The 23,870-nt window shown below is 72.4% G+C and carries 16 protein-coding genes and 1 pseudogene; 7 read left to right on the top strand and 10 right to left on the bottom strand.

Features of this window, described 5'->3' with window-relative positions; translation table 11 throughout:
* Positions 1-66: 66 nt before the first annotated feature.
* On the top strand, positions 67-2,700 hold the full coding sequence (locus tag AB0399_RS35425; RefSeq protein WP_366414090.1) for a hypothetical protein: 2,634 nt from the start codon (positions 67-69) through the stop codon (positions 2,698-2,700).
* A 420-nt stretch (positions 2,701-3,120) separates the two neighbouring features.
* Here the strand turns inward: AB0399_RS35425 and AB0399_RS35420 are convergent, their stop codons facing one another.
* Together AB0399_RS35420 and AB0399_RS35415 are read right to left on the bottom strand one after the other, a co-directional pair.
* A complete protein-coding gene (locus AB0399_RS35420) occupies positions 3,121-3,771 on the bottom strand; it encodes a response regulator transcription factor (protein WP_329372885.1) in 651 nt (216 codons plus the stop codon).
* Positions 3,759-5,018, bottom strand: a complete 1,260-nt coding sequence (locus AB0399_RS35415; RefSeq protein WP_366414089.1) for a histidine kinase — start codon at positions 5,016-5,018, stop codon at positions 3,759-3,761. The genes AB0399_RS35420 and AB0399_RS35415 overlap by 13 nt, the downstream gene beginning before the upstream one ends.
* A 135-nt stretch (positions 5,019-5,153) precedes the next feature.
* On the opposite strand from AB0399_RS35415, the gene AB0399_RS35410 reads away from it, so the two are divergent.
* Both AB0399_RS35410 and AB0399_RS35405 read left to right on the top strand, forming a co-directional pair.
* Entirely contained in the window at positions 5,154-5,651 is a 498-nt protein-coding gene (locus AB0399_RS35410) for a hypothetical protein (protein ID WP_366414088.1), read from the top strand.
* Between the two features lie 154 nt (positions 5,652-5,805).
* Positions 5,806-6,441, top strand: a complete 636-nt coding sequence (locus tag AB0399_RS35405) for a methyltransferase domain-containing protein (RefSeq protein WP_366414087.1) — start codon at positions 5,806-5,808, stop codon at positions 6,439-6,441.
* Between the two features lie 517 nt (positions 6,442-6,958).
* Here AB0399_RS35405 and AB0399_RS35400 read toward each other — a convergent pair.
* The gene (locus AB0399_RS35400) at positions 6,959-7,855 is read right to left on the bottom strand and encodes a helix-turn-helix transcriptional regulator (RefSeq protein WP_366414086.1); all 897 of its coding nucleotides are present in this window, start codon (positions 7,853-7,855) and stop codon (positions 6,959-6,961) included.
* Positions 7,856-7,988: 133 nt separating this feature from the next.
* On the opposite strand from AB0399_RS35400, the pseudogene AB0399_RS35395 reads away from it, so the two are divergent.
* Both AB0399_RS35395 and AB0399_RS35390 read left to right on the top strand, forming a co-directional pair.
* Positions 7,989-8,420, top strand: a pseudogene (locus AB0399_RS35395) (MBL fold metallo-hydrolase); the annotation flags it as partial.
* Positions 8,390-8,881 carry a carboxylesterase family protein gene (locus AB0399_RS35390; protein WP_366414085.1) on the top strand — a complete coding sequence of 164 codons (492 nt, stop codon included), beginning with the start codon at positions 8,390-8,392 and terminating at the stop codon, positions 8,879-8,881. The pseudogene AB0399_RS35395 and the gene AB0399_RS35390, both read left to right, overlap by 31 nt.
* A gap of 301 nt (positions 8,882-9,182) precedes the next feature.
* Here the strand turns inward: AB0399_RS35390 and AB0399_RS35385 are convergent, their stop codons facing one another.
* Positions 9,183-10,364 (bottom strand): esterase-like activity of phytase family protein, encoded by a 1,182-nt coding sequence (locus tag AB0399_RS35385; protein ID WP_366414084.1) that lies wholly within the window; start codon positions 10,362-10,364, stop codon positions 9,183-9,185.
* A gap of 653 nt (positions 10,365-11,017) precedes the next feature.
* Between AB0399_RS35385 and AB0399_RS35380 the strand changes: the two genes are divergently transcribed.
* Both AB0399_RS35380 and AB0399_RS35375 read left to right on the top strand, forming a co-directional pair.
* Positions 11,018-11,515 carry a ribonuclease domain-containing protein gene (locus tag AB0399_RS35380; RefSeq protein WP_366414083.1) on the top strand — a complete coding sequence of 166 codons (498 nt, stop codon included), beginning with the start codon at positions 11,018-11,020 and terminating at the stop codon, positions 11,513-11,515.
* Between the two features lie 58 nt (positions 11,516-11,573).
* Positions 11,574-12,125, top strand: coding sequence for a barstar family protein (locus AB0399_RS35375; RefSeq protein WP_366414082.1), 552 nt, complete (start codon positions 11,574-11,576; stop codon positions 12,123-12,125).
* Positions 12,126-12,223: 98 nt separating this feature from the next.
* Here AB0399_RS35375 and AB0399_RS35370 read toward each other — a convergent pair whose 3' ends face one another.
* From AB0399_RS35370 to AB0399_RS35345, 6 genes are all read right to left on the bottom strand, one after another.
* The gene (locus AB0399_RS35370; protein ID WP_329372874.1) at positions 12,224-13,645 is read right to left on the bottom strand and encodes a DUF1254 domain-containing protein; all 1,422 of its coding nucleotides are present in this window, start codon (positions 13,643-13,645) and stop codon (positions 12,224-12,226) included.
* Positions 13,646-13,964: 319 nt separating this feature from the next.
* Positions 13,965-14,165, bottom strand: a complete 201-nt coding sequence (locus AB0399_RS35365) for a hypothetical protein (protein ID WP_329372872.1) — start codon at positions 14,163-14,165, stop codon at positions 13,965-13,967.
* Positions 14,165-14,923, bottom strand: coding sequence for an SRPBCC domain-containing protein (locus tag AB0399_RS35360; RefSeq protein WP_366414081.1), 759 nt, complete (start codon positions 14,921-14,923; stop codon positions 14,165-14,167). Before AB0399_RS35360 ends, AB0399_RS35365 begins: the two co-directional genes overlap by 1 nt.
* A 31-nt stretch (positions 14,924-14,954) precedes the next feature.
* Positions 14,955-16,199, bottom strand: coding sequence for a cytochrome P450 (locus AB0399_RS35355; protein WP_366414080.1), 1,245 nt, complete (start codon positions 16,197-16,199; stop codon positions 14,955-14,957).
* Between the two features lie 10 nt (positions 16,200-16,209).
* Complete coding sequence (locus tag AB0399_RS35350) at positions 16,210-16,425, bottom strand: MbtH family protein (protein WP_329372866.1); 216 nt, start codon at positions 16,423-16,425, stop codon at positions 16,210-16,212.
* 3 nt (positions 16,426-16,428) lie between these two features.
* On the bottom strand, positions 16,429-23,856 hold the full coding sequence (locus AB0399_RS35345; RefSeq protein ID WP_366414091.1) for an amino acid adenylation domain-containing protein: 7,428 nt from the start codon (positions 23,854-23,856) through the stop codon (positions 16,429-16,431).
* Positions 23,857-23,870: the final 14 nt, after the last annotated feature.

Genomic DNA, 23,870 nt, shown 5'->3' with positions numbered 1-23,870 from the left:
CCGCCGGGCGTTCTCCTGCACTCCCCCCCCCCCCGGGGGGCCCGCGCTCCCCGCCCGCCGGGGCACGTGAGCGCCGCTCCCGCGGGAGCGCCGTCGCCGTCAACGTCGGCCACGCCGTCGTCGTCATCGCCGTCATCGTCGTCGTCGCCCACGAAGACCGCCGCCGACGACGCCAGTTACACCGCCGCGAACCTTCCGGACTGGGCCATCGGCCCGTTCACCCGCAGCGCGGACAACCCTCTGATGACGCCGAGCGGCAGCGGGTACGAGGCCGGCGCCCTGTACAACCCGGGCGTGCTCTACCGCGGTGGCCAGTACAAGATGCTCTACCGCGCGCAGGGTTCCTACGGCGGCCCGTCGCAGATCGGCTACGCCTCCAGCAAGGACGGCACGCACTTCACCGAGGACACCGCCGCGAACCCGGTGATCGGCTTCGGGCTGGCCGGCCAGCAGGACAAGTGCGGGCTCGAGGACCCGCGGCTGTTCGAACTGCACGGCACCTACTACTCGTTCTTCACGTCCGTCCACCCGAAGGCGGACGGCTCGTGCTTGGGCTCGTACGACATCGCCGAGTCCACCTCGTCCGACGGCGTCCACTGGAGCACGCCGTGGACGGTGGAGCCGAACGCCGGCAACAACAAGGACGCGGCGGTGGTCACCGACGCGAACGGCAGCCCGAGGAAGGTCAACGGCGAGTACGTCATGTACTTCGGCCAGGGCGACACCGGCACGGACATCGCGTACTCCTCGGACCTGCGCACCTGGCACGCGAAGGGCAGCACCACCGCGCGGACGGCCGACCCGCTCGACATCCACTACCCGAAGGGCTGGCAACCGTACGAGGTGTCCGTCGCGGTCACCGACTACCGGACCGTGGTGGGCCGGCCGGCCAACTCCGACATCGTCGTGTTCACCGCCGGCACCCTGATGGCCAACGGCCGCTGGTTCTACGCGATCAGCGAGGAGGAGTTCTCCGGCCAGGACCCGACGCGGATGCTGCACCAGCTCAGTGACGCGGTGCTCACGCCGACGCCGGACGTGCCGTACGAGTGGAACGGCCAGACCCCCAAGACGGCGTGGATGAACAGCATCTTCTTCCACGACGGCCAGTGGATGATGTACTACGGCGCCGGCGACACGGTCACCGGCCTCGCCACCGCGGGGCTGCGCCGCCCGCTGCCGGCCCGCCCGGCCGGGACGCCGTTCCAGACCGGCTTCGAGCACGGTCAGCCCGCACCGGACTGGGTCGACAGCGTCGACACCTCACCCGGGGGCGGCGGGATCGCGAACGTCACCGCGTACGGCGGCGCGACCGGCCCCGAGGCCGGCGCACGCCAGGAGAACGACCACGACGGCACCAACGCGCTCATGTACTCCGGCCACGCCACCGGGGCGGCCGACGACCACGCCTACCTGCGGCTGTTCGACCTGTCCGACCGGCCGGTGCGCGTCGGCAGGGACACCACCCTGAGCTACTGGATCTACCCGCAGGCCAACGGCCCGTCCGCCACCGGCGTCAGCGGCGACAACAGCAGTTGCGTGGCGCCGGACCTCGTCTTCTCCGACGGCAGCACCCTGCACTCCCTCCGCGGGTCCCCGCTCACGCCCGCGTCGCAGTGCGGCAAGCTCACGCTCGGCCGGTGGAACCAGGTCAGCGTGGACATCGGCAAGGCGGCCGCGGGCCGGAAGATCGTCCGCGTCGACCTGGGCTACGACCAGCCGGCCGGCAGCGGGGGCTACCGCGGCTACGTCGACGACATCGCGCTCTCGAACACCCCGTCACATCCCGCGACGATCAGCAGCGTCACACCGGCGCAGGCTGCCCCGGGCCAGCAGGTCACCCTCACCGGCACGGGCTTCGGCACCTCCTCGGGCGGCCGGCACCTGCTGCTGTCCGACGGCGGCGTCAACTGGGGCGGGGCGGGCGACCTGGGCACGCTCACGATCGACCACTGGTCGGACCGGTCCGTCACCTTCACGGTGCCGCGGCCCAGCGGCCCGGCGATCTCGACGAGTTCGGGGCCGGCGAACATCTGGCGGGTCGAACCCGGCAGCACCGCGAGCGTCGCGGTGGTCACCGGGCCCGGCGGGACGTCCGGCAGCGGGCAGTTCACCGTCGCACCCACCGACGCGCTGTCGGACTACTTCAACGACGTGGGCGTCTCGCCCGACACCAACCGCGGTTGCGGCGCGCTCGACAACGGCACCGACACGTACTCCGCCGACGCGCTCGCCACGGCCTCGCCGCACCCGCTCACCCCCGGCGCACCCGTGACCGTCGGCGGCCTCACCTTCACCTGGCCGCAGGCACGGCCGTGCGAGAACGACAACGTGCGCGCCCTCGGCCAGACCGTCCTGCTGCCCCACCGGTCCGGCGCCACCGTGATCGGCTTCCTCGGCGCGGCGACGGACGGCGCCCACTCGGGCACGGTGACGATCCACTACACCGACGGCAGCAGCGGCACCGAGAAGCTGGCGCAGTCGGACTGGGGCACCGCACCCGGCACCGGCAACACCGAGGTCTCCGCGATGACCTACCGCAACCAGGCGCTCGGCAGGCAGGACCACGCCTTCTACGTCGACGAGCAGACCGTCCCGGTCGACCCGGCGAAGGTCGTCGCGTCGATCACCCTGCCCACCGACAAGGACATCCACGTCTTCGCGCTGGCGCAGGACGGCACTCCGGCCGCGGGACGCTAGCAGGCGGGTGCGGTGACCGGGCGGATCGTCGGCGACCCGACGGACCGCCCGGTCCCACGTTCCCCGTGGGCTTCCAGAGAGCGCAGCCAGCAGTCGGCCTCGGCTGCTTCCGGCGAGTCCTCCCCGGCTCCGGCCGACTCCCCCACCCCCCGCACCGCCGAACCCGGGACGAAGGCGCTGACGCGACGACCGCCCTGACATCGCATCTGCTCCGGACAACAGCCGACCGACCAGCCCGAGCCACCGCGGCCAGCCCCGAAGACCGCGGGGGCACCAGTGATGACCGGGCCCACCTGTGCCATGGCCCTGCGCACGACGGCTGCCGCCTTCGACTCCCGGCGCGGCAGAGCCTGTTGCCGCGTTCCCCACCGAGTGGCGACCAGCTCCGTTGTCGGCTGGACATACGGGCAGGGTCGCGTGCTACGCGGTCGCAACGCCCAGGAAGCGCAGCACCGCCAGGACGCGGCGGTGGTCGGCGTCGGCCTTGGGCAGGTCGAGCTTGGTGAAGATGCTGTTGATGTGCTTGGCGACAGCGCTCTCGCTCACCACCAGCTCGGCGGCGACACCGGAGTTGGACCGGCCGCCCGCCATCAGCTCCAGCACCTCCCGCTCGCGCGGTGTCAGCCGGTCGAGCGGATCGCTGTGCCGGCGCACCAGCAATTGCGCGACGACCTGCGGGTCGAGCGCGGTGCCACCGGCCGCCACCCGGCGTACCGCCTCGGTGAACTCCTCGACGTCGGCGACCCGTTGCTTGAGCAGATAGCCGACGCCGGAGGTGTTGGTGGCGAGCAGATCGGCGGCGTACCGCTCCTCCACGTACTGCGACAGCACGAGCACGGCGGTACTCGGGTACTGGCGGCGGATCACCAGCGCGGCACGTACTCCCTCGTCGGTGAAGCCGGGCGGCATGCGCACGTCGACCACGGCGATGTCGGGACGGTGCTCCTCGACGGCCGCCAGTAGCCCTTCCGCGTCGGTGACCTGCGCGCACATCTCGAAGCCGGCCGCCTCCAGCACCTTGACCACGCCGATGCGCAGCAAGAGGGAATCCTCGGCGATCACGGCGCGCACGGCAGCTCCACGGTGATGACGGTCGGGCCCCCGGCGGGGCTGCGGCAGGAAAACGTGCCGTCGACGGACGCGACGCGCCTGGCGAGCCCGGCGAGCCCGGTGCCGCCGCCGGCCGCCGCGAGATCCACGCCGCCCGCGCCGTCGTCCGCGACGACCACCAGCATTGTCTCCCTGATCCGCTCCACGGTCACATCCGCCCGGGTCGCCCGGGCGTGTTTGACCACGTTCGTCAGGGCCTCGGAGACCACGAAGTACGCGACGGCCTCGACCGTGGGTGAGGGGCGCCGCGGCAGGTCCACCGCCACGCGCACCGGGATCGGGAGGCGGGCGGCGACCCCGGACAGCGCGGCGTCGAGACCGCGGTCCTCAAGGACGGCCGGATGCAGGCCGCGCACCAGGTTGTTCAGCTCGGCGATCGCCTCCTTCGCCTCGCGGTGCGCCTCGTCGATCACCTTGCGGGCGTCCTCCGGCAGGTCGCTGAGAGTGGCCCTGGCCAGGCCCAGGTTGACGGCGAGTGAGACGAGGCGCTGCTGTGCGCCGTCGTGCAGGTCGCGCTCGATCCGCCGCCGCTCGGCGTCGGCGGCGTCGAGCACGCCGGCCCGGCTCTCGGCGAGGTCGGCGACCCGGCGGGCGAGCTTCTCCGTGCGGCTGGGGCCGAGCAGGACCTCGGCCGCCCGGGTGTCCAGCCGCACCAGAGCGCCGGTCAGCCGGGGCCCGAGGAACAGCAGGACGAGGCCGCCGGCGGTGATGTACACGGCCTGCGTGGTGTACCCGAGGTCGGTGACCCGCCATTGCGGGGGCAGCGCCCAGATCCACACGTAGAGGGAGGCGGCCACGAGAGCGGTGGCCCAGACGGCGAGGACGGCGACGTCCAGGACGGCGAGCAGCGGACCCGCCACGGCGTGGTAGCAGACCTGCCGCCACAAGGCCCGCCTGGTCAGCCGGCGTACCGGCGACGTCCATGTGCTTCCGGGCCTGGGTGCGGCGGGGCGCGGGAGGTCCTTGCCGACGAGCGCCCGGTAGCGCCACCGCTGCCCGACGGTCAGCAGGGGTGTCACCACGAGCGTGAGCAGCACGGGCAGCGGAGTCACGGCCGGCACCAACGCCGCCATCGTGCCGAGCAGCCAGATCCAGATGGGCACCACGGCGAGGTGGAGCGGCAGGCCGGCGGCGACGAGCGCGGTCCGGTGTCCCGCCCTGCGGAACGGCCGGCCCAGCACCAGCCGCAGCCACGTCGTGAGTCGCATGCGTCAAACGGTAAAGCCGCAGGCCATCCCCACGCCATGACGTTGCCGCCCGGTTCGGGGGTGCACTTGTCTCCACCCCGGGTCGGAACCCTGCGTGACTGACGGCGCCCCGGTGCACGCCGGAGGCTGGAGCACGTGAAGGGGACAGCCGACGGGGAGCAGGGGATGACGATGCGTCAACTGGCTTTGTGCGATGAGGAAGTGGCCGGCGCCGAGGTGATCCCGCTCTACGAAGAGGCGGAGGAGCCGCGCCCGGCGCGGGGCATGCGGCGGGCCGGGGTGCTGCTGGTCGCCTGCGGGCTCGCCCTGCTGCCGTGGCTGTACGTGCTGGCCACCGGTCTGCCGGCCACCGCGACCGCGGCGCACTGGCCGGTCGCCTGGGTCGGGCTCGACGCGCTGGAGGCGCTCGGCCTGATCGCCACCGGCCTCCTCGCCGCCCGCGGTGACCGGCGGCACGCCCTGGCGGCCGCATCGACCGCGACGCTGCTTGTGGTGGACGCCTGGTTCGACACCACGACCGCGGCCCCGGGCGGCGACTTCGCCACCGCGGTCGCCATGGCGCTCGGTGCCGAGTTGCCGCTCGCCGCGCTGTGCGGCCGGCTGGCGCTGCGGGCGCTGAGCCGGCGCGCGTGACGCCGACCGCCCGACCGCCCGATCGCACACCACGAACAACGATCACGAACCGCATCGATCCACCGGAGAACACCATGCACCGCATCACCACCGCACCCACCGCCCCGATCCCGGCCCGGACCGCTGGGCGGTCGCCGCCGGCGTCGGCGCCGCGTTGGCCGCCGCCTGGTGGCTGGGCGACACGGCGCCCTATCCGTACGCCCAACGCGGCCTCCTCGACGTGCCGTTGCCGTTCCTGACAGCCGATCGGATGGACGCCGTGCTGCAACCGCGGCCGGGAGAGCGGTTCCTGGAGATCGGCCCGGGGACCGGCTTGCAGTCGCTGCACGTCGCCCCGCAGCTCGGGCCGGAGGGACGGCTCGATGTGCTCGACATCCAGCAGGAGATGCTCGACCACGTGATGTGCCGCGCCAGGCGCGACGGCCTGGCGACGGTCAGGCCCACCCGCTCGGACGCACGTGAACTGCCCTACGCCGACGGGACATTCGACGCCGTATACGCCGTGACCGCGCTCGGCGAGATCCCCGAGCCGGATCGGGTACTGCGCGAGGCGGCACGGGTGCTGGCACCGGGCGGGCGGCTGGTGATCGGCGAGTTCTTCGACCGGCACTGGATTCCCTTCGGCCGACTGCACCGGCTCGCCGACGCCGCCGGCCTGCACCTGACCGAGCGCCGCGGCCCGAGCCCGGCATACCTCGCCCGCTTCCGACCCTGCGGAGCCGACGCGCCAGGCCACCAGAGCGGGCTCCTCGCCCACAGCGACCGTGGCACCCACGACGGGGAAGCGTGAGCACCGCACGCAGGGACCGCGATCACCGAGCTGAACAACCGGGCGCGCGGTGGGCCGCTCCGCAAGGCGAGGGGGCTCCGCCCCCACCGCGGGCGCCCGCGTCGCGCTCTTCCCGGGGTTTCGATACGTCCCTCACGTCCATGGTGGCGTGGCGAGAGCCGTCACGGTCCGCCCCCAGCAGCGCGACCCGGCCCAAGTCCGTCGGCTGAAAAGGGAAGTCGGGCACTCGTGGCAAGTGAGCACCCGGCTCGACGCGGGAGTGACCAGCCGTCGTTTCGCTGCGCGCCGGAGGGGATGGCCTTGATGTGGCGGGACGCGGCCGTCTCCCCGAGGGCGACCGGAAAGGACGGTGACGGGCCCGGTGCGGGGGCCAGGAGCTCCCGACGCAACGGCTCGCCCTGCCCCCGCTGGCTGCGATCCCTGCCACCGCGCCTGACCGGCTCCGTCCTCGCCATCAGTGGCCACCTCCGAGGGAGAGCCCTGTGCCGTAGGTCGCGGGGCATGTGGACAAGCCGGATCACGGCCTGGTGGTCAAGGCACGGGCCGACTTCGCCTCGCCCGGCCGCGCCTCGCCCGTCTGCCGAAGCAGTGCGAGAGCGGCCTCCGACGAGGACCCGGCGGGTGTCGTGCACACCACGAGGACCTGCTCCGGCGAGCGGACGAGCGCCAGCGTCTGTTGCGTGATCGTCAGCGGTCCCATCGCCGGATGGTGCAAGTCGTAGGACGCCGCGTCGCAGGCCGACACGCGGTGGTCCCGCCACAGTGCGACGAACTCCGGGCTCTTCATCGTCAACTCGCCGATCAGCTCCGCGAGCAGCGGGTCCTCCGGGTGCCGGCCCACTGCGGTGCGCAGGTTGCCCACCACCGCGCGCGCCTTGCGGTTCCAGTCCCGGTACAGCTCACGGCAGTGCGGGTCGAGGAACAGCATCCGGCTCATGTTCGGGCGGCGCCCCGAGCTCTGCGGAGCGAGCGGGTCCAGGTGCCCGGCGAGCAGTCCATGGCCCAGGCTGTTCCAGGCGAGCACATCGGTGCGTCGGCCGAGTACCAGAGCCGGGACACCGTCCAGCGCGCGCATCAGGTCCCATGTCTCGTCCGCGACCTTCTCCGGTCGCGGTCGGCGGACCGGGGTCGTACGGCGTGAAGCATCGGCGAGCCGCGCGAGGTGATCGCGCTCGTGGTCACCGAGTCGCAGAGCCCGCCCGATGGCGTCCAGCACCTCGGCCGAGGCGCCGCGGGACAGTCCTTGTTCGAGCCGGGTGTAGTAGGAGGAGCTGACGCCGGCCAGTTGCGCCAGCTCCTCCCGGCGCAGCCCGGCCACCCTGCGCGGCCCGAAGGCGGGCAGTCCGACGTCCTCCGGCCGGAGCTGAGCCCGGCGCGCCTGCAGGAAGTCGCCCAGTGGGCCAGGTCCGTCCATACGTGCAGTGTGCGACGCGGCAGCGGACGCAGCCACTCCCTGAGAGGGGTAGGACCCAGCGGGACTGGCTGCCCGGGGTGACAGCGCCCAAGCTCGGGAGCACCCGGCCATGCGCCCGACCATGAGGAAGACCATGCAACGCATCACCCTGGGTGACGTCACTGTCACTCGCGTCAAGGAGTACTACGGCTCGGTGGGGATGGCTCCGGCCGAGTTCTTCCCGGACAGCCCCGACGGGGCGTGGGGGCAGCACCGCCCCGTCCTGGTGCCCGACTTCTGGGACCCGGCCGCGAACGAGTGCAACTCGGCGATCCAGTCCTGGCTTCTGCACAGCGAAGGGCGCACCATCCTCGTCGACACCGGTGTGGGCAACCACAAGGACCGGCCGTACGCGCCGGTCTGGAACCGCCTCGACACCGACTACCTCGACAACCTCGCGGCGGCCGGCGTCCGGCCCGAAGACGTCGACATCGTGGTCAACACACACCTGCACATCGACCACGTCGGCTGGAACACCTATCTCGACGGCCGCACGTGGGTACCGACGTTCCCCAGGGCAAGTTGGAGACCTCCACCGAAGCCGACGTCCTCACCCTCGCCGCAGCGGCGTACGCGGAACCCGCCGCAGCGGTCGCGGCCCGCACCGCAGCACACCCGGACGCCACGCCCGGTGAACTGCGCTCGGCACTGCTCGGCGAAGCGCTGTTCGGCGCCGGCACCGCCCGAATGGCCAGGGCGCACTCGCGGATGTCGGGCCGCCGGACGCACGTCTACTCGTTCGCCCAACGCTCGACGGCCCTTGACGGCCGGCTCGGGGCCACGCACACGATCGAGCTGCCCTACGTGTTCGACCTCGCCGACGAGCCATGGCTGCACGGCGACAGCGGACTGCTGGGCCCGGACCCGGCACCGGAGGATCTTGCCCAGGCGATGCACGGAGCCTGGATCGCGTTCGCCCGCGACGGCGACCCCGGCTGGGCCGCCTATGACCCGGAACGACCGGTGGTGAAGGTCTTCGGGGGCTGACGGGCAGGCAAGGCGTGATCGAATCTCTCGACGCCGTTCCCGTGGTGGAACTTCCCTCACGGGAACGGTGCCCGGAAGGCCGTCCACCTGCCGCACACCGGCGAGGACCCCGCAAGCCACGCGACGGACGTGCTGGGGGGCTTGTGTGCCAACGACAGCCGGGCCGCCGTCGCCCTCACCGTACCGTTCCTGATCCCCATTGCCACCGATGCCCACCACTCACACGGTGCCGCCGCCCTCGGGGTACTCTCCAGCCCGGCCCGTGCCCGGCACTTCGGCGTCGCCTCCCGCGATGAACTCCTCAGCGGATGCCGAGCGCGACGATCTGGGTGACCGCGTCCTCCGCGAAGTTGTCGTCACTGACCAGGACCAGAGTGCGTTCTCCGCTCGGCAGGGTCGGGCCCCAGGTCATGCCCTCGGTGTTGTCGACCCTGGACAGGCCCAAAGTGGCCAGGTCCGCGACCAGTTTCTTGCGCATCGGGACGATCTGCTGTCCCTTGAGGGAGTCGATGTGCTGTACGTCGGTGGCGTCGCGGGTGGTGGCGTCGAAGAGACGGATCTTGAAGCCCGCGCCTGCCACCCAGGTGCGTTCGAGCACGAGGTACCGGCTGGGATCGCCGGGGTAGGCCAGGATCGTGGGCACACCGGTGTCGGGCGGATAGGTGCTGGACCCGTCGGGCGCGGTGAAGATCTTTTCGAGCGGGTAGGCGAACTGCCCGAGCACACCGCCGTCGCGGCTCTGCTGGGTGACGCGGACCAGCGCGCCGTGCTGCAGGGTCGGCTCCGGGCCGTCCTGGAGCAGCGGCCCCTCAAGGGCGCTGGTGAGCACGCTGCCCCCGGCTCCGAACGTGATCGCCTCCACCGCCTTGTTCCGCCGGATGCCCCAGTCATCCCTGGTGATCTCGTAGTTGGGCGGCAACGGCAGTTGCCCGCGGTAGGCACCGGAGCGGGCGGCGAACTGGATCGACGGCTGGATCACCGGTTCCTCCGACGACTTCGGCCGGTCGCCCTCCTGCGCCCACCAGTAGTCGCAGCTCCGCGGGTCCACCCGAACTTCCTCCGGGTCCACGGCCTTTCCGTCGCCGGCGCTCGCCGGCGGATAGACCGTGCCGTCCGGTTGGAGGAGCGGGTGCGTGCCGGTGAAGTCGACGGAGTGCACCCCGGCGCCGTCCACCGCGATCCGGGCGGTGTAGAAGCGGACGGGCTGGAGCACCGAACGGTCGTCGCTGATCGCGACGTACTCGCCCGTGCACGGATCACGGTCGATCCCGGACAGCCCGCCGACCGTCGTGCCCCGGAACGACAGCTTGTGCGGAACGATCTTCTCGCCCAGCAGCCGCGCCTTCGCCCCGATGTCGGAGGGTGCGGCCGTGCCGCCCCGCGCGCCGCTGTCGGCCGACGACTGTGCCGCCACGGCCGGAGCCGTCGTCGCCGCCAGCGCGACGGCCGCGACACACGCGCGGCGGATCATGGAAGGTTTCATGGAGATGATCTTGGCTCGCCACGAGCGCGGAGCGCAGTCGCCCATCGGCGTGACGGGTTGGCGCGATGGGGTGAAAGGGCGAGGTGGCAGGACGTCAGGGGGCACCCCTGCGGGGGGTGTTCTCCCGGACGCCGTTCAACTCCCGTCGAGCGGCGCAAGCGTTGCCGTGATCCGCGTCGGCGGCTGGCGCCTTCCGCCTACCGATACGCTTTCCGCCGAGCGTCGCGACGCCCAGACTGTCCGCCGAGCAACCCTCGTTCGTCGTCGGCACCCAGGCGATCGACCGGGGCACGACCACCGAGGTCACAGTCGGGCGGGTTCAGCGGCCGAACCATGACTGCAACTGCTCAGGGAGACGTTCGCCCTGGATTCGGATGTCGGCCGCGGCCTCTTCGATCCGATGGAGGTCGCCGGAGCCGGTACAGAGGTTCGGCGGACTTCAGAGACGCCGAAGAGACCCTGGTGATACGGGAATGCGTGCGGGGTCTCGCGGTCGAGGACGATCGCTTCGAGTTCCTCGTGCGCGCTTATCGGTACCGTCGCGACCCGCGCCGTCGTGACTCGCCACCGACGGGGTGAATACCCGGTTCCGGACGGCATATGCGGATGTCATGAGAGGAGCTGGTCCATCCGTCCTCACGTCTGGAGGCGCTGTGCGCACTGGAGTTTCCCCTACGAGCAGAGGTTCCGCCGGCCGGCGTGCGGCCCGCTGGCTGGCGGTGGCGCCGTTCGCCGCCGTACTGGCGGTGTCGGCACTGCCGGCCGCCGCCGCACCGGCCCTGCCGGCACCGTCGCGCGCCGCCGCGCTCGCCCCGGCCGACGTACTCCAACCTCCGCTGCCGCTGGAGGACTTCCCCGCGCAGGTCGCACAGGCGTGTGCGATCTGGGAGGGTCTGGGCTGGCCGGGCACGCCGAAGCCGACGGACTACCGCACCCTCGACGGCCAGTACATCCGCGGCGGCAACCCCTACGGCAACCGCAGCGGCGACCTCCCGCACGAGGACACCTACCGCGAGTACGACGTCAACCCCCGCCCCACCCCGACCACCCACCGCGACGCCGAGCGGATCGTACGCGACCAGGCCACCCACCAGGTCTGGTACTCCGACGACCACTACTCCAACTTCCGCGAGATCCGTGGCGGCTGCTGACGCGCACCGTCCCGGCACCGCCCCACGGCGGTGCCGGGACCACGGGAAGGACGAAACCGTGGGAGCGAACGGCACCGGACCCGATGTCGCCCAACTGCTCGCGTCGGCCCGCTGGAACATCCTGCCCGGCTGTCCCTGGGCCGGCCTGACCGTCCTCCCGCTCCCCCAGGCACCGGACCGTCAACGACCGCTGCCCCCCGGCCGCGTGGCGCATGTGGACGCCGCCCGGTGCCGCACCCGGGGAGACCTGTTCGCGGAATGGGCCCGCGCCCTGGACTTCCCGGACTACTTCGGCCACAACTGGGACGCCCTGGAGGAATGCCTCAACGACCTCCTCCACCCACCAGGACCACAGGAAGCCCCGGCGGACCCGCTGCTGCTCCTGGTGGAACGAGCCGAACTGCTCCTCGCCACCGAACCACCCGCCCAGCTCGCCATCCTGCTGGCCATCCTCGACGACGCCGCCGTACCGCCCGCCGCAGCACCCGCCGCACCGCCTCCCGTGCGTCACGCCGGCGAGCCGCCGCGGACCGTTCTGCGTGTGCTGTTCCTGGCCTCCGACGCCCGCACCACCCTCCAACGCCTGAGCGCGGCACACGACACGGCGTGACGACGGCAGCCCGAACGGACGCGTCCGGAACCGTCCACCCCGTCCGGCTGCCGGCCACGACGACCGGTTCCGGCTACGGCAAGGGGGCGCCGCCCTGTTCAGGTGAGGGGTTCGATCTCAGGCAGGCGCCAGGTCTGGTCGAAGAAGGGCTGGGTGGGTCCGTAGAGGCGGAACAGGATGAAGAACGCGCGGCCTGCGAGAGTGGGAATCCAGTTGGCGTCGGCCGCGCCCTCGGGCCTGGTGGGGCCGAAGTACAGGTCGAGGGAGCCGTCGGTGTTGTAGGTGAGGGTGTCCAGGGAGTTGACGGACGGGAAGGGGCGTCCGTTGTCGATCATGGAGGCGTCGTCGGCGTTGTAGAGGGTCGCGGCCCAGTACAGGGCGGCCGGCACGTCGGCGGGCACGTGCAGGCGGTAGGAGCGGCCCCCGGTGAGTTGGTCGCCGTTGGCGTCGCGCAGCGAGAAGGGGTACTTGCTGCCGTGCCCGACGAAGGGGCCGACCATGGCCGGTGAGGTGGAATAGGCCCAGATGAAGAAGGCGGCGCGGGAGTCGACGTCGAGGTAGGTGGCGGTGTGGAAGTCCTCGTCGACCCCGCCGAAGCACGCCCGCCAATAGCCGCTGTCGTAGTAGAAGGCGTTGGGCAGGGCGTCGGTCTGCGGGATGGACAGCACCATCCGCGGGGCGATGCGGCCGGCCCGGTCCAGGATCGCCCGCAGCCGCTCATCGGGCTGGAAGGGGTGTCCCTTGATGATGCCGAGGGTGGCGAGCATGCCGCGGGTGACCATGTCGGTCATGCCGATCGGTTCGTCCTGCACGAAACGGGCGAGCTTGTCGAAGTAGGTGCCGTCGCGGGGGAAGAGCATGTCCAGTTCGACGCCGGAGGCGTTGGGGAACTGCATGGCCGGGCGGTCCTGCTCGCGGCTGCGCAGCGGGAAGATCCGGGTCTGCTCGATGATGGCGACGCCGGGGGCGGTGTCGGGGCCGTCGTCACCGGGGACCAGGACGGTTCGCCAGAACAGGAACACGTGGTAGGTGGTGGAGCGCACCACGTGGTAACCGCCGGGGACCGGCCCTTGGTGGTCGGGGGGCAGCAGCAGGTAGTCGCCGCCCTGTCCGGCGTCGGGGCCGGAGGGGCCCACGTCGCTCAGGCAGCGCTGCCAGAAGTCGGTGAACAGCCCCAGCACCTTGGGCGGGGCCTGGACGACCAGGGGGCCGTCCTTCTTCAGGTCCAGGTAGCTCATCGCGTAGATGACGTCCGCGTTCGGGGTGGTCACCTTGCACCGGGCGTCCATCCGGTCCTTCCAGACCGGCAGGACGTGGTAACCGGCTCCGAACTGCTTCTCGGAGGCATCGCGCATCGCGATCACGTTCACCGCCGGCAGTGTCAGGGCGAAAGCCTGCACCGCGCGCTGGAAGAGCATCTCCTCGTACAGCCGCCGCGCCGACGCCTCCGCGGGGATGCCGTCCGCGAGGTCCAGTTCCAGCAGTCCTTCTCCCGGCAGTCCCGTGTCCGGTTCGCTCATGGCCCGCCCGCTTCCAGATGAGGGCGCAGCCGGTGCCCATGACGCCGGGTCGGGTACTGCCGCGCCGAAGAGACGCTCGGATTCTCCGATCCAATCCCTCGTCGCCCGGCAACGCCCCCGCTGCGCGGCCGAACGGGTGACCTTGCCGACGTCCGGCAGGAGAGTGACAGGGCGGAACGGCTCGCCTCGCCATCCACTCGGTGCGGACCGCGCTGTGCGATCGGCAGACACCCTCAGCCGTATTACTGGGGCGGGCCCGGGCCAGCCGTATTGCTGGGGCCGGCCCGGCGATCCGCTCCGGGCCGGCCTTCCGAAGCGGCTACCAGCGGCGGCGCGGCGGGATCGGGTTGAGCTTGGCGGCGAGCGCGGAGAGGAAGGCCGGGAGCTTGTCGACCATGGCTTTGGGGACCGGGGTGGTCTGGACCGTGCCCCGCCTCAAGTCCTGGACGACGAGGGCGTAGCTGCCGTCCTCCTCGACGAGTTCCGCGGCGAAGAGCAGTGTCCGCGTGGAGGTCTCCATCACCGCTCCTGCGCTTGGGTGTCGTTGAGCCAGGCGGTCCACGCCTTGGTCACCTGCTGCTCGTCGGTGCCCTCGGCGAACAGGTGGTGGCCGAGCCAGGTCGGCACCTTCCAGGTGCTGCCGTTGAAGAACCGGTACAGGGCGTCCGGGCCGCGCAGGCCGACGAAGTCGGCGCTGAGCCAGTCGACGACCACCTCCACGGGGTCACCGTCCGGGCCGGGTGCGAGGAGGGTGAAGCGGTCGCCGACGGCGGCGTCGTCGGCGAGGCCGATGCGTCGGCGCAGGGCGGCGAAGTCAGCCGGGTCGGCGGTGGGTTCGGGGTGCGCCGCCCTGACGTAGACGGCGGGGCGGCCGGCGAAGTGCCGGAGGTACTCGGCGAGTGCGTGCTGGTAGAAGTCGACGTGCTTCTCGGCCGCGTCCGACTTGGCGTCCCAGGCCCACGCCTCGTCGACGACGCCCGTGTGCACCCAGTGGATTCCCATCCGCAGGTGGCTCGTTCGGCCACCGGCCGGCTCGATGTGGTAGCTGAGCGTGTTGGAGAACCCGCCGTCCTGGGTCGCCCGGAGGGCGAAGTGCCGTGGTGGCTCCCAGGCCAGGACGGTGGCGTCGCCCCGGGTGGCCTTCCCGCCGGCGCGCGGCTCGACCTCCATCGGGTAGAGCCAACCCAGGTTGCCGGCGCCGGTGGCCACCGCGTCCCAGACCTGCTCGGGCGTGGCGGGCAGGTCCTGCTCCCGGCGGACCTCGAACTCTCGGGCCATGGTCGGTACTGCTCCTTCGTGTCGTTCAGGGTCAGAAGGCGAGCGGGAGGATGCTCAGCCGCCGTTGCAGCGGGTTGAGCCGCCATTCCAGCGCCGCTCCGTCGCTCAGCCGCAGCTCGGGCAGCCGGCGCACCAGCGTGCCGACGGCCACCTCCGCCTGGAGCTTGGCCAGCGGGCCGCCGAGGCAGAAGTGCGGGCCGTGGCCGAAGCTCAGGTGCCGGTTGCCCGGGCGGGTCAGGTCGAGCCGGTCGGGGTGCTCGAAGCGCTCGGGATCACGGTTGGTCGCACCGAGGAACAGGTACACCAACTCGCCCTCCCGCAGCCTGCGTCCGCCGATCTCCAGGTCCTCCGCGACGACCCTGACGACCGCTTGGGTCACCGTGTCGTAGCGGGCCAGTTCCTCGACGGCGCCACGGATCAGGCCCGGGTCCGCGCGCAGCCGGGCCAGCTGGTCCGGGTGGCGCAGCAGGGCCAGCACGCCGTTGCCGATCAGGTGGGTGGTGGTCTCGTCGCCGGCGGTGATCAGGATGAAGCAGGTGGCCAGCAGTTCCGAGTCGGTGAGCCGGTCGTCCTGCGTCTGCGTGGCGACCAAGGCACTGATCAGGTCGTCGCCCGGTGCACGCCGGCGCTGCCGGATGAGCCCGGTCAGGTAGTCCTCGTACTGTTCGATCGCCGCCTCGGACTTGTCGATGTCCTCGCTGAGCCGGCCGAAGCGGCGGAACCAGGTCTTGACCTGCGGACGGTCCTCGTCCGGGATGCCGAACAGCTCGCAGACGACCGACATCGGCAGCGGAGAGGCGACCGCCTCGATCAGGTCCATGGTCGGCCCGGCCGCGACCGCCTCGTCGACGAGCCGGTCGACGATCCGCTGGACACCGTCGCGCAGGGCCTCGACGCGCCGGGCGGTGAACGCCTTGTTGGTCAGTTTGCGCAGCCTGGCGTGGTCCGGCGGGTCGGTGTTGGTCATCACCCGGCCGAGTCGCTCGGTGAGCCGGCTGAGGGCCTTGAGGTCGCCGCCGAGCGCGCTGTAGGCGCGGGTCATCCGGTCACGGTCGTTGGACAGCCGCAGGTCGCCCAGCGCCGCCTCGACATCGGCGTACCGGGTGAGGTACCAGATGCCCTGCGCGCTGCGGTGGACCGGGTCCTCGCGCCGCATGCGGGCGTAGAACGGGTAGGGGTCCCGGCGCGCCTCGGGGGTGAGCAGCGCCGCGGCGAAATCGTCCGGCCGGGCGGGGGCCGCTACGCGGGCCCCGCCCGGTGTCGTGGTGGAGGTCACGTCGGCCGCGCTACCGCTGGGCGTCCATGGCGTCGGCGAGGCTCTTGGGACGCATGTCGGTCCAGGCCCGCTCGACGTACTCCAGGCAGGCGGCGTGGGTGTCGGGTCCGTGGGCGACGGTCCAGCCGGCCGGGACGTCCGCGAACTGCGGCCAGAGCGAGTGCTGGTTCTCGTCGTTGACGAGGACGAGGAAGGTGCCGTCCTGGTCGTCGAAGGGGTTGGTCACGGGTCAGTCCTCCTGGTGGGAAAGGGTGGTGTCACGGGCGTCACCGGTGGTCTCGGCGATCCTGGCGGCCAGGATCGGGCCGATCTGGGCCAGCGAGCCCGCTTTGGTCATCTGGTCGTGCCGGGTGGTGATCTCGTGCGATTCGATCCGGCCCGCGACGTACGGGCGCCAGACCTCGGGCCCGGCGCCGTCGTGGCCCCGGTCGATGGTGGAGTTGAACAGCAGCAGGTCTCCGTCGTACCGGCCGGGGACGAAGTCGACCGACAGCTTCGCGTTGTTGATCATGATCTGGACGATCACCTCGACCTGCCGCTCGTTCAGGCCGGCCAGCGCGCTGCCCCGCCGGTTCAGTACCTCCGCGACCTCGGCGTAGGTGATCTCCCGGTCGCCCAGCTCGTCCGGGTCCACGTCGAGCACCCCGACGAGTACGTCCCGCACGGTGGGCACCGGTTCGTCCTCGAACCGCACGTCCTTCACCGGGTAGGCGTCGAGGATCGCCAGCAGCGCGGTCCGCTCGCCGCGCGCCTGCAGTTCGCAGGACAGCGCGTGGGCGATCAGCCCGCCGGCGGACCAGCCGAGCAGCAGGTAGGGGCCCTCCGGCTGGATCTTCTGGACCTGGTCGGCGTAGTCGGCGGCCATCTCCTCGTAGGACCTCGGCAGCGGTTCGGGCCGGCCGAGGCCGCGCGCCTGGAGAGCGTAGACCGGGTGTTGCGGGCCGAGGTGGTTCAGCAGCCCGCTGTACGACCAGCTGATCCCGCCGCCGGGGTGGACGCAGAACAGCGGTGTGGCCGTCCCGGTCGAGCGCAGTGGCAGCAGGACGTCCAGCGCGTCGGCCGGATCGTTCATGGCCAGGCGCTCGGTGAGCCCGGCCACGGTGGGCGCCTCGAACAGCATGCGCAGCCCCAGCTCCAGTCCGAGGGTCTCGCGGACCCGGGAGGCCAGCCGGGCGGCCAGCAGCGAGTGCCCGCCCAGGTCGAAGAAGCCGTCGTCGATGCTCACCTGCTCCCGGCCGAGAACCTCCGCGAACAGGCCGCACAGCAGCTGCTCCTGCGGGGTCCGGGGGCCGCGTCCGGCGTCCCGTGCCCCGTAGTCGGGGGCCGGCAGGGCGGCCCGGTCGAGCTTGCCGTTGGCGGTCAGCGGCAGCGCGTCCACGGTGACGAACGCCGCCGGCACCATGTAGTCGGGCAGTTCGCGGCGCAGCCGGCCGGCCAGCTCGGCCGTCTGGGGTGCGCCCTCGGGCATGGGCACCAGGTAGGCGACCAGCCGTTTGTCGCCCGGCCGGTCCTCACGGGCGACCACGGCCGCCTGGGCGACGCCCGGGCAGCCGGCCAGGACCGCCTCGATCTCTCCGGGCTCGATCCGCAGGCCGCGCAGCTTGACCTGGTGGTCGACGCGTCCGGCGAACTCCAGTGTCCCGTCGGGGAGCCACCAGGCGAGGTCGCCGGTGCGGTACATCCGGCTCCCGGCCGGCCCGTACGGGTCGGCGGTGAAGCGCTCCGCCGTCAGGCCGGGTCGGCCGAAGTAGCCGCGGGCCACGCCCGTCCCCGCGAGGTACAGCTCGCCGACCATGCCCGTCGGCACCGGCCGCAGCCGGTCGTCGAGCACGTAGGCGCGCATGTTCGCCATCGGCGCGCCGATCGGCACGCTCGAGGCGTTCTCGGGGAGGCCGTGCACCGGGTGGCAGGCGGCCAGGGTGGTGGCCTCGGTGGGCCCGTAGCCGTTGACCACCTCGATGCCGGGGCACGCCGCGAGCACCCGTGCGGCGGCGGCCGGGGAGACCACGTCGCCGCCGGTCCACACCTCGCGGACCCCGGCGAGCAGGCCCGGTCGCTCCTCGGCGACCAGCCGGAACAGTCCGGCGGTCAGCCACAGTCCGGTCACCCCGTGCGTGGTGATCGTGTGCTGAAGGAGGTCGAGGTCGAGTTGCTCGGGCGGCGCGACCACGATCCGGCCGCCGTTGAGCAGCGGCACCCACAGCTCGTAGGTCGAGAGGTCGAAGGCCGTCGGGGAGTGCATCAGCACCCGCTCGTGTCCGCCGCCGCGCCACTCGGGGGTCAGCGCGAGACCCACCACGTCCCGGTGGGTGACGGCCACGCCCTTCGGCCGTCCGGTCGAGCCGGAGGTGTACATGATGTACGCCAACTGCTGCGGCTCGCAGGGTACTTCGACGTCGGACGGGTCGGCGGCCGCGGACTGCGCCAGTGCGGCGAGCACCTCCGGGGTGAGCACCAGGGCGGCTCCGCTCTCCCGCATGATCAGGTCGATCCGGGAGGAGGGGAAGCGCGAGTCCAGCGGCAGGTAGGCGCCGCCCGCCTTGATGACCGCCAGGATTGCCACGACCAGCTCCGCCGAGCGGTCCATCATGACCGCGACCGGCGTCTCCGGCCGTACGCCCTGGCGGATCAGCGCCGCCGCCAGGCGGTCAGCCCGCAGGTCGAGTTCCGCGTAGGTCAGTTCGGTGCCGCCCGCCACGACCGCGACCGCGTCCGGGGTGGCCCGCACCTGGCGGGCGAACAGCTCAGGCACCGAGGCCGACGGCAGCTCCGCGGCCGTGTCGTTGAACCCGTGCAGCAGCCGGTGGCGTTCCGCGTCCGACATGAGGTCGATCCGGCCGATCGGCAGGTCCGGGTCGGCGGCCGCCGCGCGCAGCAGGCGGGCCCAGCGCTCGAAGAGCAGTTCCACGGTGGACGCGTCGAACAGGTCGGTGGCGTACTCCACCGCGCCGACCAGTCCGTCCGCGGCGCCGTCCGGGCGGAACTGCTCGGCGAGGCTGAACGTCAGGTCGACCCGCGCGGTCCCGGTGGGCGCCTCCAGGTGGCCGGTCTCCAGCCCCGGCAGCGCGAACTCGCCGAGCGGGGCGTTCTGCAGGGCCAGCATGACCTGGAAGAGCGGGTGGTGGGCCAGTGAGCGCACCGGGTTGGCGACCTCGACCAGGTACTCGAACGGCACGTCCTGGTGGTCGTAGGCGGCCAGCGCCTTGTGCCGGACCCGGCCGAGCAGTTCGGCGAAGCCGGGGTCGCCGCCGGTGTCGGTGCGCAGCACCAGGGTGTTGACGAAGAAGCCGACGAGGTCGTCGAGCGCCTGGTCGGTCCGGCCGGCGATGGGGCTGCCGATCGGGATGTCCGTACCGGCGCCGAGCCGGGTGAGCAGCGCGGCGAGTCCGGCCTGCAGCACCATGAACATGCTGGCGCCGCGCGCGGTGGCCAACTCCCGCAGCGCCTGGTGCAGTTCGGGGTCCAGCCGCACCACGACCCGCTCGCCGCGCTGGGAGGCGACCGCCGGGCGGGGCCGGTCGGCGGGCAGCTGCACCTGCTGCGGGATGCCCGCCAGCTCCTCCTTCCAGTAGGCCAGTTGCCGGGCGAAGAGGCTGTCCGGGTCGGCGGCGTCGCCGAGCAGGTCGCGCTGCCAGCCGGCGTAGTCGGCGTACTGCACCGGCAGCGGGGACCACTGCGGCTGCTCGTCACGGCAGCGCGCCGCGTAGGCCGCGGCGAGGTCGGCGGACAGCGGCCCCATCGACCAGCCGTCGGCGGCGATGTGGTGCACCACGACCAGCAGCACGTGCCGGTCGGGGGCGAGCGCGAACAGCTCGGCCCGGATCGGCGGCTGCTCGGCCAGGTCGAAGCCGCGCCGGGCCGCGTCCGCGAGCTGCCCGGCCAGCCGGCTCTCGTCGAGTTCGACCACCGGCAGCGCCGGTTGCGCCTGCGCGGTGTCCAGCACGACCTGGTACGGGACGCCGCCCGTCTCGCGGAAGACCGTCCGCAGGCTCTCGTGCCGGGCGACCACGTCCGCGAGTGCGGCGTGCAGGGCCGACCGGTCGAGGTCGCCGGTCAGGCTCAGCGCGAGCGGCATGTTGTAGGTGGCGCTCGGACCGTCCATCCGGTGCAGGAACCACAGGCGGCGCTGGGCGAAGGACAGCTCCACGTGCTCCGGGCGCAGCCGGGCGGTCAGCGCGGGCCGCGCCCTTCCGGAACCGTCCAGGCGGGCCGCCAGTCCCGCCACCGTCGGGGTTTCGAACAGGGTGCGGACCTCCAGCTCCGCGCCGAGGGTCGCCCGGACCCGGGAGGCCAGGCGCGTCGCCAGCAGCGAGTGCCCGCCGAGGTCGAAGAAGCTGTCCTCGACCCCGACCTGCGCCAGCCCGAGCACCTCGGCGAACAGCTCGGCGAGGAGCTGCTCCTGCGGGGTGCGCGGAGCCCGCCCGCCCGCGGCCCGGCCGAGGTCGGGGGCGGGCAGTGCGCTGCGGTCGAGCTTGCCGCTGGCGGTCAGCGGCAGCGCGTCCAGCGCCACGAACGCCGACGGGACCAGGTAGTCGGGCAGCCGCCCGCGCAGCCAGTCGCGGAGTTCGCCGAGGAGGGCGCCGGTGCCGCGGCCGCCGATGGGGCGGTTGGTCAGCGACGACAACGCCCGGCCGGTGGCCCCGGCCGACCGGTACGGCTCGACCGGGGAGCCGTGGAGCGTCCGCGGGTCGGCGAGGACCACGTCCACGGCGTCGTCCGCGGTGGCCGACCAGGTGACGGCCACCACGCGGCCGAACTCCCGCCCGAGGGCGTGGAAGTCCTCCGGGTCGGGGAGGTCGCTCTCTTCCGGGGCGTGCAACCGCTCCAGCAGTTGCGGGAGCGGCTCGTTCCCGTCCTGCACCGCCCGGGCCAGGGCTGCCTCCCGTACCACGCGCCGGTTCGGGACCCCGGTGATCCGCACCACCTCGGCGGGCGGCTGGGCGAGCAGCTCGCGCAGCCCGGCGGGCCCGGTGACCTGCCGCCCCCACGCCAGCTCGACGGACCGGCTCGGGGGCCGCGGGGCGAGCGGCGGTTTGTGCAGCGTCACCTCGTAGCGGTAACGGGTCAGTTCGTTGTGGTGGCGGCCCCGCTTGACCTCCACGGTCACCGCGCCGATGTCCGTGCCGTGCTCGCGCAGGACGGTGAAGAAGTCCGGGTCGACCAGGAGTTCCTTCTCCACCCTGACGGCCTGCTCCACCGCGCGGCGCACGGCCGCGCGGTCGGCGCCGTCGCCGGCCCGGTGCAGTTGGACGGCAGTGGCCAGCGGGCGCAGCAGCCGCAGGTTGCGGACGTCGCCGATGAAGAGTGCGCCGCCGGGGGCGAGCAGGCGCATCAGCTTGGCGATCACGTCCGCCAGGTAGTCGGCGGACGGGAAGTACTGCACCACCGAGTTGATCACGACGGTGTCGAACTCCCCGGCCGGCAGTCCGTCGGTGTCGTGTGCCGGACGGGTCTGCAGCACCACGCGCCCGGTCAGCCGCTCCTCCCCCGCCACCTGGGCGGCCAGGGCGTCGATCGCGGTGGCGGAGAAGTCGGTCGCCCAGTAGCTGTCGCAGTGGGGCGCGATCTGCGAGAGCAGCAGGCCGGCGCCGACCCCGACCTCCAGTACCCGGCGCGGACGCAGGGCCAGGATGCGGGCCACGGTGGCGTCCCGCCACTCGCGCATCTGCTCCACCGGAATCGGGCTGGCGTCGTAACTGCTGTTCCAGCCGACGAAGTTGTCTCCGAAGGCCGCTTCGCCGGGGGCGATGGGCAGGGCGTCGTAGATGTCCTGCCACTCCTCCACGTGGTCCGCTTCCAGCCCGCTGTCCCGGGCGGTGTCCTGGCGCGGGACGACGTAGCCGACGAGCCGGTGGTCCTGGGCGAGGACGGCGGCCTGGGCGACGGCGGGGTGCTCCGCGAGCGCGGCCTCGACCTCGCCGGGTTCGACGCGGAAGCCGCGGACCTTCACCTGCTGGTCGGCTCGGCCGACGTACTCCAGCTCACCGTCGGCGCGCCTTCGCACCAGGTCGCCGGTGCGGTACATCCGCGTGCCGGCGAGGCCGTACGGGTCGGCGACGAACCTGCTCGCGGTCAGGTCCGGCCGGTTCAGGTAGCCGCGGGCCAGGCCCGCGCCCGCGACGTACAGCTCCCCCGTCACGCCCTGCGGCACCGGCTGCAACCGGTCGTCCAGGACGTACACCCGGGTGTTGGCGATCGGTCGCCCGATCGGCGGCACAACGCCCGTCCCCGGCGAGAGCGGGTCGCTCATGGTCGCGCACACCGTGGTCTCGGTCGGGCCGTACGCGTTGATCATCCGGCGCCCGGGCGCCCAGCGCTCCACCAGCTCCGGCGGGCACGCCTCACCCGCCACCACCAGCGTCGACACGGTCACCGCGCCGTCCGGCAGGGCGGCGAGCACGGACGGGGGGACCGTCACGTGGGTGATGTCGAGGCGCGGGTCGGTCAGCGCGGCGAGCGGATCGGCCGCGGGGGGCAGCACCAGGGTGGCGCCGCGCAGCAGGGCGGTGCAGATTTCCGACACCGAGGCGTCGAAGCTGGGCGAGGCGAACTGGAGCACCCTGCTGTCGGGTTCGACCGCGAAGCGCTCGATCTGTCCGGCGACCAGGCTCGCCACGCCGGCGTGGCTCACCACGACGCCCTTGGGGCGGCCGGTCGAGCCCGAGGTGTAGATCACGTAGGCCGGGTGCCGGACATCGAGCACCACCCGCGGATCGCTCTCCGGCTGATCGGAGCACTCCACCACCATGGCAACGTCGTCGACCACCACCGCCGGACGCGCGTCCTCCACCATGAACGCGATCCGCGACCGCGGATACGCCGGGTCCACCGGCAGATACGCCGCTCCGGCCTTCAACACACCCAAAACCGCCACCACCGACTCCACCGACCGCGGCAGAGCCACCGCCACCACCTGCTCCGGACCCACCCCCCGAGCGATCAGCGCATGGGCGAACCGGTTCGCCCGCACATCGAGCTGACGATACGTCAACTCCGTCCCCCCACAGACAACCGCCACCGCGTCCGGCACCGCCGCCACCCGCGCGGCGAAGGCCCGCGGCACCGGGACGGCGCCCACGTCCGTGGTGGTCGCGTTGTCCCGCTCCAGCAGCCGGTGCCTCTCGTCGGCGTCGAGGATGTCGATCACGCCGATCGGCCGCTCCGGGTCGGCGGTGACGGCCTTCAGCAGGAGCGTCCAGCGCCGGACCAGGGCGGCGATCGTCGAGCGGTCGAACAGGTCCGTGGCGTACTCGACCGTTCCGGCGATTCCGGCCGGGCTCCCGTCAGGACCGAACTGTTCGGCCATGCTCACGCCGAGGTCGAACTTGGCGGTTCCGGTCGCGACCGCGTAGGTGGCGACATCGAGGCCCGGCAGCGAGAACCGTCCCATCGGCGCGTTCTGCACGGCAAGGATGGTCTGGAACAGCGGGTGGTGGGACAGCGAACGGGACGGGTTCAGCGCCTCCACCAGGTGCTCGAACGGCACGTCCTGGTGCGCGTACGCCGACAGCGCCGTCTCCCGCACCCGGCCCAGCAACTCGACGAAACTCGGATCACCACTCGTGTCCGTACGCAACACCAGCGTGTTGACGAAGAACCCCACCAGATCGTCCAGCGCCTCGTCCGTACGCCCCGCGATCGGACTCCCGATCGCGATGTCCGTACCCGCAC

Source organism: Streptomyces sp. NPDC088194, assembly GCF_040702025.1.
In the GTDB taxonomy this organism is placed as follows: domain Bacteria; phylum Actinomycetota; class Actinomycetes; order Streptomycetales; family Streptomycetaceae; genus Actinacidiphila.
Note: the sequence above shows the minus strand (reverse complement) of the source record. Positions and strands in the feature narration are given on the sequence as shown.